This is a genomic window from Pantoea sp. Lu_F5_004 (assembly GCF_051136245.1).
Classification (GTDB): Bacteria; Pseudomonadota; Gammaproteobacteria; order Enterobacterales; family Enterobacteriaceae; genus Pantoea; species Pantoea agglomerans.
The window spans coordinates 1633720-1648369 of sequence record NZ_CP194946.1 but is presented as its reverse complement, the minus strand read 5'-3'; the positions used below and the strand labels follow the sequence as shown (position 1 = coordinate 1648369).

General features: G+C 61.8%; 16 protein-coding genes. 1 reads left to right on the top strand and 15 read right to left on the bottom strand.

From position 1 onward, the window contains the following. Nucleotides 1-37 precede the first annotated feature (37 nt). On the top strand, nt 38-2665 hold the full coding sequence (locus tag ACR8BN_RS07565) for an ATP-binding protein (protein ID WP_434747483.1): 2628 nt from the start codon (nt 38-40) through the stop codon (nt 2663-2665). Here the strand turns inward: ACR8BN_RS07565 and phnE (ACR8BN_RS07560) are convergent. From phnE (ACR8BN_RS07560) to fos, 15 genes are all read right to left on the bottom strand, one after another. Next, nucleotides 2619-3503: a phosphonate ABC transporter, permease protein PhnE gene (phnE, locus tag ACR8BN_RS07560; protein ID WP_033767647.1), complete on the bottom strand. Its 885-nt coding sequence runs from the start codon at nt 3501-3503 to the stop codon at nt 2619-2621. The two genes, ACR8BN_RS07565 and phnE (ACR8BN_RS07560), sit on opposite strands and share 47 nt — an antisense overlap. Further along, complete coding sequence (phnE, locus tag ACR8BN_RS07555; protein ID WP_010247769.1) at nt 3500-4360, bottom strand: phosphonate ABC transporter, permease protein PhnE; 861 nt, start codon at nt 4358-4360, stop codon at nt 3500-3502. Before phnE (ACR8BN_RS07555) ends, phnE (ACR8BN_RS07560) begins: the two co-directional genes overlap by 4 nt. A gap of 93 nt (nt 4361-4453) precedes the next feature. Continuing rightward, nucleotides 4454-5380, bottom strand: a complete 927-nt coding sequence (gene phnD, locus ACR8BN_RS07550) for a phosphonate ABC transporter substrate-binding protein (RefSeq protein ID WP_010247773.1) — start codon at nt 5378-5380, stop codon at nt 4454-4456. Between the two features lie 26 nt (nt 5381-5406). Further along, on the bottom strand, nt 5407-6237 hold the full coding sequence (phnC, locus tag ACR8BN_RS07545) for a phosphonate ABC transporter ATP-binding protein (protein ID WP_010247776.1): 831 nt from the start codon (nt 6235-6237) through the stop codon (nt 5407-5409). Between the two features lie 79 nt (nt 6238-6316). After that, on the bottom strand, nt 6317-7087 hold the full coding sequence (gene phnP, locus ACR8BN_RS07540) for a phosphonate metabolism protein PhnP (RefSeq protein WP_249654731.1): 771 nt from the start codon (nt 7085-7087) through the stop codon (nt 6317-6319). 65 nt (nt 7088-7152) lie between these two features. Continuing rightward, a complete protein-coding gene (gene phnN, locus ACR8BN_RS07535; protein WP_031591074.1) occupies nt 7153-7689 on the bottom strand; it encodes a ribose 1,5-bisphosphokinase in 537 nt (178 codons plus the stop codon). Beyond that, nucleotides 7689-8825, bottom strand: coding sequence for an alpha-D-ribose 1-methylphosphonate 5-triphosphate diphosphatase (gene phnM, locus ACR8BN_RS07530; RefSeq protein WP_010670886.1), 1137 nt, complete (start codon nt 8823-8825; stop codon nt 7689-7691). The genes phnN and phnM overlap by 1 nt, the downstream gene beginning before the upstream one ends. Continuing rightward, nucleotides 8822-9535: a phosphonate C-P lyase system protein PhnL gene (phnL, locus tag ACR8BN_RS07525; RefSeq protein WP_022624938.1), complete on the bottom strand. Its 714-nt coding sequence runs from the start codon at nt 9533-9535 to the stop codon at nt 8822-8824. Before phnL ends, phnM begins: the two co-directional genes overlap by 4 nt. Continuing rightward, entirely contained in the window at nt 9536-10297 is a 762-nt protein-coding gene (phnK, locus tag ACR8BN_RS07520; protein WP_013358336.1) for a phosphonate C-P lyase system protein PhnK, read from the bottom strand. Then, on the bottom strand, nt 10287-11135 hold the full coding sequence (locus tag ACR8BN_RS07515; RefSeq protein ID WP_434747482.1) for an alpha-D-ribose 1-methylphosphonate 5-phosphate C-P-lyase PhnJ: 849 nt from the start codon (nt 11133-11135) through the stop codon (nt 10287-10289). The genes phnK and ACR8BN_RS07515 overlap by 11 nt, the downstream gene beginning before the upstream one ends. After that, nucleotides 11128-12204 (bottom strand): carbon-phosphorus lyase complex subunit PhnI, encoded by a 1077-nt coding sequence (locus tag ACR8BN_RS07510; protein WP_039388839.1) that lies wholly within the window; start codon nt 12202-12204, stop codon nt 11128-11130. The genes ACR8BN_RS07515 and ACR8BN_RS07510 overlap by 8 nt, the downstream gene beginning before the upstream one ends. Beyond that, the gene (gene phnH, locus ACR8BN_RS07505) at nt 12204-12779 is read right to left on the bottom strand and encodes a phosphonate C-P lyase system protein PhnH (RefSeq protein ID WP_010247799.1); all 576 of its coding nucleotides are present in this window, start codon (nt 12777-12779) and stop codon (nt 12204-12206) included. The genes ACR8BN_RS07510 and phnH overlap by 1 nt, the downstream gene beginning before the upstream one ends. Then, nucleotides 12779-13225, bottom strand: coding sequence for a phosphonate C-P lyase system protein PhnG (gene phnG, locus ACR8BN_RS07500; RefSeq protein ID WP_010247802.1), 447 nt, complete (start codon nt 13223-13225; stop codon nt 12779-12781). Before phnG ends, phnH begins: the two co-directional genes overlap by 1 nt. Beyond that, nucleotides 13225-13938 carry a phosphonate metabolism transcriptional regulator PhnF gene (phnF, locus tag ACR8BN_RS07495; RefSeq protein WP_010247805.1) on the bottom strand — a complete coding sequence of 238 codons (714 nt, stop codon included), beginning with the start codon at nt 13936-13938 and terminating at the stop codon, nt 13225-13227. The genes phnG and phnF overlap by 1 nt, the downstream gene beginning before the upstream one ends. 239 nt (nt 13939-14177) lie before the next feature. Then, complete coding sequence (fos, locus tag ACR8BN_RS07490) at nt 14178-14576, bottom strand: fosfomycin resistance glutathione transferase (RefSeq protein ID WP_039388845.1); 399 nt, start codon at nt 14574-14576, stop codon at nt 14178-14180. Nucleotides 14577-14650: the final 74 nt, after the last annotated feature.

Sequence of the window (14650 nt, the reverse complement as noted above, 5' to 3'; positions counted from 1 at the left end):
ACTCGGCCCATCGTTGCAGTGATTAAGAGGTCGTGGGATGCAGCGCACTTATCCGTGGCAGGCCGGGGCGCGTGGCCGCCTGTTGCTGTTCAATCTGCTGGTGGTGTCGGTCACGCTGATGGTCAGCGTGGTGGCGATCTTCGGCTTTCGTCATGCCGGGGCGATTCAGGAGCAGGCGCAGGCACAGACCCTGGCCGACATGAACGGCAGCCTGGCGCTGGCGCGGGATACCGCCAACGTGGCGACAGCGGCAGTGCGGCTGTCACAGGTGGTGGGCGCGCTGGAGTATCAGAGCGAGTCACAGCGGCTGCAGCAGAATCAGCAGGCGTTGCAGCAGTCGCTGAGCCTGCTGGCCAGTGCGCCGCTGGCGGCGCGTCAGCCGGAGCGCATCGCCCGGATCCGCGCCCGCAGCCTGATGCTGGAACAGACGATTAACAGCCTGCTGCTGACCGGCCACCAGCGTCATCTGCAGCGCAACAACATGCTGAGCGACCTGTGGCAGACGCAGATTCTGCTCAGCCATATCGACCAGCTGGTGCAGCGGGAACAGCGGGAACAGCGGACGTTGCCGGATGCCGCACTGCGGGAGCAAACCGAACGGCTGATCACCATCGCGATCCGCACACCCTCGCCCATCGCCGTCATCGAACAGCTCCAGCAGGTGATGGCGCAGTGGCGCAACGTGCCGCTGACGGGCGTGACCGGCGAAAACGTGCAGCGACTGCTGGCCACCCAGCAGCGCCTGCTGCCGCTGGCGGAGGCGCTGGAACAGAGCGACCTGGCGATCGCCTATGCCACCTACCGGATTAAAGCGCTGGTGGCGATGCTGAATGAAGATATTAGTGCCTCGGTGCAGCAGGTGGCGTTACAGAGTGAAGCGCGCACCCAGGCGACCCATCGTGAGCTGGATTCCATCATCGGCTTTATCGCGCTGTTTGCGCTGCTGGCGCTGGCAATTACCGGCTATGCCGGTATCTACATCTACCGCAATCTCGGGTCGAGCCTGACGGCGATTGCCGGGGCCATGACGCGGCTGGCGCAGGGCGAGCAGAACGTCAGCGTGCCAGGGCTGCAACGCCGCGACGAGCTGGGCGAGCTGGCGCGGGCGTTTAATGTCTTTGCGCGTAATACCGCCTCGCTGGCTCACACCTCACGGCTGCTGAAAGAGAAGAGCAACCAGCTGGAATCCACCTTTCTGGCGATGCGCGACGGCTTTGCGCTGTTTGATAACAACGGGCAGCTGGTGGTGTGGAACGCCCAGTATGCGGAGCTGCTCGGCATCGCGCCGCATGAACTGCATCGCGGCGTCCCCTGGCAGCAACTGCTGGCGCCGCTGGCGGTGGATCTGCACGATCCCGGTGAACCGCAGGAGATCCGGCTGGCCGATGGTCGTACGCTTGAGCTGCGCTTCAGCCCAATCCCGCGGCGCGGCATGGTCAATACCGTGCTGGACCGGACCTCGCGTAAAACGCTGGAGGAGGCGCTGCAGCACAGCCAGAAGATGAAGGCGGTTGGCCAGCTGACCGGCGGACTGGCGCACGACTTTAACAATCTGCTGGCGGTGATTATCGGCAGTCTGGCGCTGACCGAAGGCCAGCTGACGCCCGGCCCGCTGGCCAGCCGGATTGATCGGGCGCGGCAGGCGGCCGACCGCGCTGCACAGCTGACCCAGCGGCTGCTGGCGTTCTCACGCAAGCAGGCTCTCTATCCCCGTGCGGTGTCGGTGGTGACGCTGGTGGATAACCTGCAGGGGCTGCTGCAGCACTCGCTGCTGCCCGGCCAGCAGCTGATTATTGATGCGCAGCGTCCCGGCTGGCCCGCCTGGATTGATGCCAGCCAGCTGGAGAATGCGCTGATGAATCTGGTGGTAAATGCCCGCGATGCGATGCATCAGCAAAGCGGCGAAATCCGGCTGCGCATCTGGAATCAGCGTCGTCTGGAGGGCGATGAAAAGCGTGACAGGGTCACAATCGAGGTGATAGACCACGGCTGCGGCATGTCGGCCGGGGTTCGTGAGCAGGTGTTTGAGCCTTTTTTCACTACCAAGGCTACCGGCAGCGGCAGCGGGCTGGGCCTGTCGATGGTTTATGGTTTTGTACGGCAGTCAGGCGGCCAGATTGAACTGGAAACCGCGCCAGGCCAGGGCACCACGGTGCGGCTGCTGTTGCCGCGTGCGCCGGAAGCCGCCGCCGCAGTGATCGCCCCGCCATCGCCCATTGAGGCGGACATATCGGCGGAGATTGAGGCGGCCAGTAACCGGCTGGTGCTGGTGCTGGATGATGAACCGGCGGTGCGCCAGACACTCTGTGAGCATCTGCATCAGCTGGGTTATCTGACGCTGGAATGCGGAGACGGTGAAGAGGCGCTGGCGCTGCTGCGCCAGACCCCCGATATCGACCTGCTGATCAGCGACCTGATGCTGCCCGGCGAGATTAACGGCGCGGAGGTGATCCGCCAGGCGCAGCAGAACTGGCCGCAGCTGGCGACGCTGCTCATCAGCGGTCAGGACCTGCGACACCAGCCGGTGACGCTGCCGCTGTGCGAACGGCTGGCGAAGCCCTGGCAGCAGGCACAGCTGGTGCAGGCGTTACAGCGGGCCTGGCAGCGCAGCGAAAGGCTTAATCGCGCGCAGCAGGCTGCCACAACGGTACCGGCTTCCCACTGATGTAGCGCTTGCGCAGGCGGCTGGAGATCACATCCATCACCATCACTACCACCACCAGAATCAGCGTCAGGAACATCACCACATCCCAGTTCCACAGGCGCATATTCTCAGCGTAAACCAGACCGACGCCCCCGGCGCCGACAAAGCCCAGCACCGCCGCTGAGCGGGTATTGGACTCTATCTGGTAAAGGCTCAGCGCCAGAAACTGCGGGAAGGACTGGGTGAAAATGCCGAAGCGGTGTTTCTGCAGGCTATTGGCGCCCACTGCGCCCAGTCCGCGACCCGGTGAACGCTCCACCGCTTCGTGCCCTTCGGCGTAGAGTTTGCCGAGCAGACCGACATCCTGCAGGATAATCGCCAGCACCCCGGCCAGCGGCCCCATGCCGACCGCCCGGACGAAGATCAGCCCCCAGATCGCCATGTCGATGCCGCGCAACACGTCAAACAGACGGCGCATCAGAAACGCCAGCGGTTTCGCGGTTCGGCTGTGCATCACGTTGCGCGCCGCCAGAAACGACAGCGGCAGCGCCAGCAGCGAGGCAGTCAGCGTGCCGGCAAAGACAATCCCTAAGGTGATGCCGACCTGCGACAGATAGTAGCCAAACGGCCAGTTCAGGAAGTCGTGCCAGACAAACATCCGCAGGAAATAGCGCCCCAGCTGCTGACAGCCCATCAGCAGGCGCGACCACTCCAGACCAAATACCGAGAAGAAAAAGAGGTAATAGAGCAGCACCGCCAGTGTGATCAGCGCCAGGCGACGCAGATAGCGCGGCTGTGCGGCGAAGAGTTCACGATGCTGCTGCTTCATTAGCGCGATATCGGGAACGGTGCTTATCATGTCCTGTCTCCTGTCACACGGCGACGAAGCTGGCCGGAGAGCGTATCCAGCAGTGACACCACAATCAGGATCAGCAGCAGCGTCATACTGACCTGATCGTAGCGGTCCAGTTTGATGTTGGTCATCAGCTCCTGGCCGATGCCGCCTGCGCCGACCAGCCCAAGGATGGTTGAGGAGCGGAAGTTAATCTCCAGCCGCATAAAGCTGTAGGAGAGAAAGACCGGTTTAACCTGTGGCCAGAAAGCAAAGCGCATCCGCTGCAGCTTGCTGGCTCCGCAGGCGGCCAGGCCGCGCACCGGTTTATCCGACGCCGACTCAATCGCCTCGTAAAACAGCTTGGTCAGGCTGCCCACGGTGTGCAGCGCCAGCGCCAGAAAACCGGGGATCGCCCCGATGCCAAAGGCCATCACAAACATCACCGCCCACGCCAGCTCCGGCATGGTGCGCAGGAAGGCGACAAAGGCGCGAATCGTCATCCGCACGCTGACCGGCGTCTGAGTGTTGTCGGCGGCGAAAAAGGCCAGCACCGCGGCCAGTGCCACCGCTACCAGCGTCGAAGCCAGCGCCAGTTGCAGTGTTTCCCAGATTAGCGGCAGCTGGATCGGCAGACGGTAGCCCCAGTAAGCCAGCGAGCCTTCGGTCTTGCCGTCGGCAAACAGCAGCGGCAGATGCAGCACCGGCAGAATTTCGTGCAGGTAGTCAAAGAAGTGCGGCAGCGACTGCCAGACGGTAAGCAGATTAAATTCTGCCACCCTGCCCGCCGCCAGGTAGAGTGCCACCAGCAGCAGTGACCAGAGCAGCGTGTCTCGTTTCTGCTGGCGACGGATGCGTTGGTAGTAGTGTTCGAATTCGGTCAAAGGGGATCTCCGGCGCTAAAGCAGCGGGACGCAGGCAAGTTTGCCGCGCCCCGCTTTCCCCGCCTGAGCGGAGAAGGTAAGGAGTAGCTGGATTTAGCCGCGGCTGCCTTTCATCAGGTCGCGCTTCATATCGATGATGTTCTGATAATCGGCAACCGTCGCCTGACCGATGTGCTGCTCGCCGCCCACCGCTTTTACGAAGCAGGCGTGATCTTCCTTATCCAGCTTTTTAATCGCCGACACCACTTTTGCTTTAAAGTCAGCGGGCAGCTTGTTGCTGACCAGCACCGGACCGTTGGGGATCAGCGGTGACTGCCAGATAATGCGGATCTGCTTCATCAGATCAGGATGGTCCATGCGGATCAGACGGCCAAACGCGCCAGAGGTATAGCCGCTGTTGTAGTCACCGACCAGTGAGGTCCAGGTCACTGCGCCATCAAACTGGTTGTTCAGCACGCCCAGAATGTCCTGCTCATGGCCGCCGGAGAAGGTCACGCTGGAGAAGGTGTTGTTATATTTGTCATCCACTGAGCCGCCGAACATTTTCTTGAATGCCTGGTTCGGCATCAGGAAACCGGACGTCGAGTCGGGATCGGCCATACCGAAAGATTTCCCTTTCAGGTCTTCCAGCTTTTTGTACGGGCTGTCCGCTTTGACGATCACCACCGAGTGGTAGCCGCGTGACTGATCTTTGTCATCCACCACAATGCCAACCACATCGACCGCTTTCGGGTCCTGAATGTAGACCGACGCAAACGAGGCTGGCGACATGCTCAGCACCATATCGATCTTGCCACCCAGCAGACCCTGAATCACGCCAGAGTAGTCGGAGGCGTTGCGCATCTGGGTATCCACACCCAGCTCTTTATCAAAGAAGGTCTTCACACACTGATTATCGCCAATCTGCTGGGTGGCGTTCTGACCGCCCAGAATCCCCAGATTAAGCTGTTTCGGCGCATCCGCTGCGCTGACACCAAACGCCATTACACTGGTCAGGAGTGCTAAAGAAGTCAGTTTCATTCGGGGTTGTTCTCTTGCTGTGGAAGTTAATGGATTTGGTTAAGTTCATCGCCGTACAGCTGGTGCAGCAGGCTGTCGGTCAGTCCTGAAGGATGGCCGTCAAACAGCACCACGCCGCGCTGAATGCCAATCACCCGGGTGCAGTAGCTTTTCACCAGCTCAATCGAGTGCAGGTTGACCATCACGCTGATGCCCTGCTCGCTGACCTGACGCAGTACATCCATGATGCGCTTGGTATTTTTGGGATCGAGCGACGCCACCGGCTCATCGGCCAGCAGGATTTTGGGGTTCTGCATCAGAGCGCGGCAGATCGCCACACGCTGCATCTGCCCGCCAGAGAGGTTTTCCGCCCGCTGCAGCGCCTGCGGCAGCATGTTCATCCACTGCAGCAGTTCGATGGCGTGCGCCCGGTCGTTGTCGGAGAAGATTTTAAAGAAGGATTTCAGCGTGCCGGTCTGGCTCAGGCGGCCCAGCAGCACGTTGGTCAGCACGTCGAGGCGTGGCACCAGACAGAAATCCTGAAAGATCATGCCGCACTGGCTGCGCCATTCGCGCAGCTGGCGGCTGTTGAGCGTAACCACGTTACGATCCGCTTCGCCATGATGCAGACTGATAATCGCGCCGGAAGTCGCCTCGATCGTGCCGTTGAGCATGTGCAGCAGGGTCGATTTACCCGCGCCAGAGCGGCCAATCACCGCCACCAGCTCACCGGCGTGCAGGTCGAAACTGACCTGATCCAGCACCTGAGTGTCGCCGTAGGCTTTGCTCAGTTTCTGCACCGACAACACTTTTTGTCCGCTAAGGCTGGCCGGTGGCAGGTCGTTGTCGACCACCGTTTTCAGAAGTGCCTGTGCCATGGTGTTCTCCGTCATCGCTGATTGCGTTCTGCGGGTTATTAAGGCGTGACGCGATGAACACGAGATGACAGTCAGATGATCAAACCGTGACAGGCCAGTGCGCGCCGCACAGCAGTGTCTGGCCGTCACGGGCAGCCAGCACGCCGTCCGGTAACGGGTTCTCAGCTAACCAGTTATCCATCTCATGACTGAGATGGGTGAGCCAGGTCTGACGCGGCTGGAGCATCTCTGCTATCGCCAGCGCCTGGGTCACATCATTATGGTTACGCGGTTCTGCTTGCGGCGGATCGTTGCAGTCAATCACCAGTTGATCCAGTGGCTGGCCGCGCAGGAAGTCGGCGGTGTCAGGCGGCAGACCGCAGGTGTCACACAGCCAGGCGAGCCGGGTGCCGTGCCAGTCGAACAGATAGCCATGCGTCAGCTTCGAGTGTTGCAACGGCAGCGGTGTGACCTGCAGTTCTCCAAAGGCGTGCGCCACAAACGGCGTTAAAGCGGGACGGAAATCGAGCAGGCCAGGGTGTTTGTAGAGATCGTCACAGCCTCGCGGATCGGGTGGCCCCCAGACCGGAATAGGCGCGCCCACTCCCCAGCGCAGCGCAAACAGCCCCTGCACATGATCCATGTGGTAGTGGGTCAGCAGAATGCGCGTCAGCGTGCCGGGCGGGAAGCGCGACGCCAGCAGCGGCAGGCCGGCATCCAGCAGGATGCGCTCGCGGCCAAACTCAATCAACGCGCTGCAGGGCGCACGCGCGTAGCCGCTGTTAAGCTGCGCCCGCTGACAGGCGCGACAGGCGCAGCCCGGCAGCGGTGCGGCAGTGACCCCGCCAGTACCCAGAAAAGTGAGTTTCATTGATGCGCCTTCGGTGGCGGATGTCGATGCCGGACTGTCTCCGCCGGTGCCAGGATAAGAGAGTTTCATTGATGCGCCTCCAGTATCTGACGCAGCAGGCACACGGTATCCGCCAGCGCGCCGTCGTTGTTGAGGATAAGGCAGCCATCGGGCTGCGGCTGTGCGGCGCGCGCCAGCCGCCGGGCGATCTCCGCCTCATCTTCCCGTCCGCGCTGGCGCAGCCGCGTGGCCAGCACGGCGGGCGTGACCTGCAGACAGACCGGCAGCAGCTGCGAGCCGAAACGGGCCTGCGCCTGCGCCAGATGCAGCCGCGAACCATTCACCACCACATTTTGCCCGCGCAGCAGCCACTGTTCCGTCTCACAGCCAATGCCATAGCTGAAACCGTGCGCCTGCCAGCTCACCGCGAACAGTCCCAGCGCGGCGCGACGGGCAAACTCCGCCTCGGTGAGCGCCACATGGTTTTCACCGCCCGCATCGGCGGCGCGGGTAATGTAGCGATGGGCGATCAGCAGCCGTGGCGGGGGTGCTGCCCGCAGCGCGTCCAGCAGGCTGTCTTTACCCGAACCCGAAGGACCGGTGAGCCAGATCAGCCGCGCCATCAGTACACCTGCCGGCCTTTGCTCCAGACGTGCCGCACGTGCGGGTAGCCGTGTGCGGTGTGCGCCAGCACCAGATCGGCGCGGCAGCCTTCGGCGATCACGCCGCGATCTTCGAGCCCTAAGGCGCGCGCCGGGTTACAGGTGACCAGTGCAATCGCCTGCGCCATGCCGAGGCTGTTGCGCTCATCATCTGCCAGCCGGAACGCCGCATCCAGCAGGCTCGCCGGGTAGTAATCGGAAGAGAGAATATTCAGCAGGCCGTGTGACGCCAGCTCCCAGGCGGCGACGTTCCCGGAGTGCGAGCCGCCGCGCACGATGTTAGGCGCGCCCATCAGCACCTGCATATTGCGATAACGCGAGGCGCGTGCTGCCTCCAGCGTGGTCGGAAACTCTGCAATGCGGCTGCCCGCGGCGTGAGACTCTTCAACGTGCGCCGCGGTGGCATCATCGTGACTGGCAATGGCGATGCCATGTTCCCGGCAGAGTCCGGCAATCGCCTGACGATTGGGCTGTGACCACGCTGCTGCCAGGGTGAGCTGGTCATGCTCGAACTGATCCATCTCCGCGTCGTTGAGCTGATATTTGCCCTGATAATATTCGCGATACTTCGTCAGTGACGCGTACTGACGCTGGCCCGGTGAATGGTCCATCAGCGACACCAGCGCCAGCTCCGGCGTGCCCATCAGCGCTTCAAACAGCGGCGCAGTGGTGGGATGCGGCAGTTCACAGCGCAGATGCAGCAGATGCTCGGCCCGGTTCAGTCCTTTGCGGTTGCTGTCGCGGATGGCATCGATCATCTTGCTGAGGTTATCCAGCCGGTGCCCGCCGTCGCGCACATCCCCGACGCCAATCGCATCCAGCACTGTGGTAATGCCGCTGGAAACCATCAGCGCATCGTGGCTGCTCATCGCCGAGTGGGCCGGCCAGTCCACTTTCGGACGGGGCGTGAAAAACTTATCGAGATTATCGGTGTGCAACTCCACCAGACCCGGCATCAGCCAGGCGCCCTCGCCATCCAGCGCGCCCGGCTGCTGGCTGGTGGTTTCGCTGAAGCTGCTGATGCGCTCGTCGCGAAACTCCAGCGATCCGGTCACCACTTCGTTTTCCAGCACCAGTCTGACGTTATTGATGATCATGCCTGCGCTCCTGTCTCGATCGGGTGCATCAGGTGCAGCCGGTCAGCTACCCGCTCGCGCACCGCCCGATCGTGAAAAATACCGACGATGGCGGCACCACGGGCGCGCGCCTGTTCAATTAAGCTCACTACCGCCTCGCTGTTGACACTGTCGAGCGAGGCGGTGGGTTCATCCAGCAGCAGCACCGGATAGTCGGCGATAAAGCCGCGGGCGATATTCACGCGCTGCTGCTCTCCACCAGAGAAAGTGGACGGGGCCAGCGACCAGAGACGCTGCGGCACGTTGAGCCGGGTCAGCAGTTCGGCGGCACGCGCTTCACAGAAGGCGCGCTCGACGCCGCGCTCCAGCAGCGGCTGCATCACAATCTCCAGCGTCGGCACGCGCGGGATCACCCGCAGAAACTGGCTGACCCAGCCCAGCGTGTCGCGGCGCAGGGCGATAATCTGGCGCGCCGACGCCTGAGCCATGTCGATCCACTCGCCCTGATGCGCAACCCGGATGTGGCCGCTGTCGGGCTGATAGTTGCCGTAAAGCGCGCGCAGCAGTGTGGATTTACCGCTGCCGGAGTGACCGTGCAGCACCACGCATTCGCCCTCGCCTGCCGTCAGGCTGGCGTTGTGCAGCACCGGCAGCGCCGCGCCGTTCTGGTTATGCAGCACAAAGGTTTTACACAAATTCTCTACCCGCAGGCGCGGAGTGATAGTTGTCATTTAATTGAGCACCGAAGAGACCAGCAGTTGAGTGTAAGGATGATGAGGATCGTCCAGCACGCGGTCAGTCAGACCGCTCTCCACCACCCGCCCCTGCTTCATCACCAGCAGGCGATGCGCCAGCAGTCGCGCCACGCCGAGATCGTGGGTGACAATCACCACCGCCAGATTCAGTTCGCGCACCAGCGTCCGCAGCAGATCCAGCAGCCGCGCCTGCACCGACACATCCAGCCCGCCGGTCGGCTCATCCATAAACATCAGCTGCGGCTGCGTCACCAGGTTCCGGGCGATCTGCAGCCGCTGCTGCATACCGCCGGAAAAGGTGGTGGGCAGATCGTCGATACGACCGGCGTCAATCTCCACCGCCTGCAGCCAGCGGCTCGCCTCGGCGCGGATATCGCCATAGTGGCGCTGTCCGGTCGCCATCAGCCGTTCGCCGATATTGCCGCCTGCGCTGACCTGCGAACGCAGACCGTCCATCGGATGCTGATGCACCACGCCCCATTCGGTGCGCAGCAGGCGACGGCGATCGCTTTCACTCATCTGATAGAGGTCGCGATTCTGATAGAGGATGCTGCCCTGTTGCGGCGTCAGACGCGCCGACAGGCTCTGCAGCAGCGTGGTTTTACCGGAGCCGGACTCGCCGACAATGCCCAGCACTTCGCCGGGCCAGAGATCAAAACTGACCTGCTCAAACCCTTTGCCCGGCGCATAAAGGTGGGTGAGCTGGTTCACCGCAAGCAGCGGCTGTTCACTGTGCATATTGCTGTTCCTGCTGCTGATGGCAAAAGTCGGTGTCGGAGCAGACAAACATCCGCGTTCCCTGATCGTCCATCACCACCTCATCGAGATAGCTATGGCGCGAGCCGCACAGCGCGCAGGGTTCATCCCACTGCTGCACGGTGAACGGGTGATCGTCGAAGTCCAGGCTTTCCACGCGGGTGTAAGGCGGCAAGGCGTAGATGCGCTTTTCACGCCCGGCACCAAACAGCTGCAGCGCGGGCATCATGTGCATCTTCGGGTTGTCGAATTTGGGAATGGGCGATGGATCCATCACGTAGCGATCGTTGACCCGGACCGGATAGGCGTAAGTCGTCGCGATGTGGCCGTAGCTGGCGATATCTTCATACAGCTTCACCTGCATGATGCCGTACTCCTCCAGCGCATGCATGGTGCGGGTTTCGGTTTCGCGCGGCTCGATAAAGCGCAGCGGCTCCGGAATCGGCACCTGGAAAATCAGGATCTGATCCTCTTCCAGCGGCGTTTCCGGGATGCGGTGCCGGGTCTGGATCAGGGTGGCATCGGCGGTGCGCTCGGTGGTGGCAGCATTGCTGACCCGCTTAAAGAAATGGCGGATCGACACCGCATTGGTGGTGTCATCTGCGCCCTGATCGATCACCTTCAGCACATCCTGATCGCCAATCACGCTGGCGGTGATCTGGATGCCGCCGGTGCCCCAGCCGTAGGGCATCGGCATCTCACGTCCGGCGAACGGCACCTGATAGCCGGGGATCGCCACCGCTTTCAGGATGGCGCGGCGGATGGTGCGTTTGGTCTGCTCATCGAGATAGCCGTTGTTATAGCCGGTGAGTTCAGCCATGGTTGCGCTCCTGATAATCGTGCTGCAGCTGTTTCAGCAGTTCCAGTTCCGCCTGGAAATCGACGTAGTGCGGCAGCTTGAGATGCGAGACAAAGCCTGCGGCTTCCACGTTGTCGGCGTGCGACAGCACAAACTCTTCGTCCTGCGCCGGGCTGGTAACACGCTCATGCTGTTCGCGGCTTTGCAGCGCCCTGTCCACCAGCGCCATCGCCATCGCTTTACGTTCGGCGCGGCCAAACACCAGCCCATAACCCCGGGTAAAGTGCGGCGCCGTGTCGTCGCTGTGGGCAACGCCGTTGACCATTTCACACTCCGTCAGTAGCAGTTCACCGATCTCCAGCTCAAAACCCAGCTCTTCGGGACAGATACTGACGCTGAGAGTGCCGGTGCGGATCTCGCCGGCAAAAGGATGGGTGCGGCCATAGCCGCGCTGGGTTGAGTAGCCGAGCGCCAGCAGAAAGCCTTCGTCGCCACGCACCAGCTGTTGCAGGCGCGCGGCGCGTGAGGCGGGAAAGCTCATTGGCTCGCGGGTGATATCGACAGGCTCACTGCCGTCATCCATCTCGGCGGCGGCCAGCCCTTCATCGCTCATCATGCTGAACATGTGCGGGCACTGGTCAGGCACCGAACGATCGTCACGCGGCGCGGCAGGCGTTTCGCCATTGGCCAGCAGGGTGAAGTCGAGCAGACGGTGGCTGTAGTCGTAAGTTGGCCCCAATACCTGGCCGCCCGGCAGATCTTTATAGACCGCCGAGATGCGGCGTTCGATGCGCATCGCACCGGTCGCCAGCGGCGTGCTCTCCGCCAGGCGTGGCAGCGTGGTGCGATAGGCGCGAAGCAGAAAGATCGCCTCCACCAGATCGCCGCTGGCCTGCTTAATCGCCAGCGCCGCCAGTTCAGGATCGTAAATTCCGCCTTCGGTCATCACCCGATCCACCGCCAGTCCCAGCTGCTGCGCCACCTGATCGCAGCCGAGCTCGGCTACCGCCCGATCGCCGCGCCGCAGATCGGCCTGCAACTGATGGGCGTTCGCAATGGCTTTTTCGCCCCCTTTCACCGCGACATACATCAGCACACCTCCACAACGGTGGTGCGCGGCACGGCCATGATCGCTTCGCCACAGGTGAAGATCAGATCCACGCCCTGTGGAAACGGATGCGGACGGGTGCGCAGATATTCCAGCACGCTTTCGGGCAGCTGTGGCGCGATGGCCCGGGTTTCGCGCAGGCCAGGGCCGGAGAGGCGCAGCGTCAGGCCGCCATTCAGTGACGGCACTTCGATAATCAGCGTGGTGCTTTTTTCCGGTGACATGTTGTCACCGGCCGCGAACTGCGTCGGGTCGGGCTGCGCCGCCGCATGGCTCAGGGCAAAAGGCGCATCCTGCTGCGTGGTGATCGGCGCACCGGTATGGAAGCGCAGATTGTTGCGCAGCTGTTCGTTGTCAATTTCCGCATCCAGCCAGACCGGGCTTTCCTGATCGACCAGCGTCAGCAGCAGCGCCGTGGCCGCCGGTGACAGTGCGCCCCAGCCCTGTTGCAGCGGCAGCGAGACCATCACGCCCGGTTCGCTCATCGCTTTCAGAATGCGGCGAAACGCGCGCTGCGCATCCGCCACCGGATGGTTAAAACTTGCCAGTAAAGTCATCAGTTATCTCCGCGAACCAGCGTAAAGAAATCCACTTTGCTGCTGGCGATCTCGCGGGCGCGCAGCTGTCGCTGCTCATCGCGCCACGCCGCCAGCGGGGTAATAATCTTCTCTTCCAGCAGTTGCCGGGTTTCCGGCTGCTGTAACAGCGCATCCAGCAGAGCGCAGCGCTCGGCATGGGCTTTGTCACGCCCTAACAGGTAGCTGTAACCCAGAGTGCCGTCGCTGAGCTGCACCACCGCGCGCGTCACCGTGGCATCACCCATCACAAAGCGTTTGCCGGTGGCCCCCATCCGCGCCTGCAACCGCGTCAGCCCGATCTCTGCCGGACGGATCAGGGTAAAGGCGGGCTGGAGGTTAAGCGCCTGCCAGTGCGTCTCAAGCAAGGCGGCGCTGCTGTGCGCCAGCACCGACAGCCAGCGCTGGCGATCCGTTTGCTGTTCCATTAGTGCTCCAGAGTCAGTTCAATCATGTCGCCGCGCGTCAGGCTGACGGAGTATTCCGCCACCGCGCCATCACTGGTTTTGTTCAGGGTCCGCACACAGAGCAGCGGCGAATGCAGCGCGATGTCGAGCTGCCGACACTCTTTGGCCTGCGCCCGGCGGGTGCTGATGCGGGTCTGGGTGCGTACCAGTTGCTTGCCGGTGTGCTCCACTAAGAAGTCGTGCAGCGACCCGCTGTTAAATTGCTGAAGCTGTGGCCACCAGCTGAGGTCGGCGAGGAAATGGTTGATCAGGCAGAGCGGCACGCCGTTGGCGCGACGCAGGGTGCGCAGATGAATGACGTTGTCGCCCTCTTTCACGCCCAGCGCATTGGCAACGTCGTTGCTGGCCGGACGCAGCACCGCCAGCAGCCGTTCGCTGGTGGGATGACTGCCCTGCTCAAGCAGGTTCTGGCTGAATCGCGCCTGAGCATGCAGCGGATAGTCATAAGGGCGCATCAGAACCAGGATGCCGACGCCGTGACGGCGCTGCAGCAGCCCTTTGTGCACCAGTTCATCCACCGCCCGACGCAGCGTGTGGCGATTCACCTCATAGTGATCGGCCAGCTGTTGCTCGGAAGGAAGATAGTCGCCGCAGCGGTAGCGCTCTTTCAGCGCCTGCTCAAGTTGTGCGGCAACAGCCTGATAGACAGTGGTCGGATGTCTGGATAACTCCATCACGATGAAATCCTCACGGGTTACAGAGTGGGAACGCAGTGAAAAGACGCTGCGGGATGGTGTTAGCTTGAGGGGATCAGATGACAAAACCGTGACGGGGGGGTGAAGGAGAGGTGAATGTGGTGGCTGGAAAATGAGGAGTGCTTGTCAGGGTGCGTGACTGGCAGGAAACCGCCGGGCATGGGGTGATAGCCCCCGCTTAAGCGGTCATTTTCTCTGCCGGGGCGGGAGTTAATCAATCAGAAGAACGTCATTCCCTGATAAGGCTGAGCAAGGCAGGCTCTGATACGGCTCTCAAGATCGCCATCATGGATCTCAAGCCTGTGGCCATCGGGGTCCAGAAAGTAGAAGGAGTTCCCCTCGCTTTTATTGCGCTTCCACTCTGTCACACCCGCCGCTCTCAATCGCTCAACGAACGCATCAAATTCTTCACCAGCAATAGTGAATGCATAGTGTGTGTAATCATTTCCAGCAGAGACGGTATCCACAGAGAGACAGAGCCAGAGTTCACCCAGCGAAAGATAAGCGCCGTGATCCCATGCCGCTTTGGGGATGAATCCCAGGGTCTCCGTATAAAAATTCAGGCTACTGGCCAGGTTGCTAACTGCGAGGGTGAGGTGATTGAGTCCGGTCAGCATGTAAAACTCTTTATCAGAATGCAGAAAAATTTAATTTACAGGAATCAGATTTCTTTGCACACAAAGAGAATTAA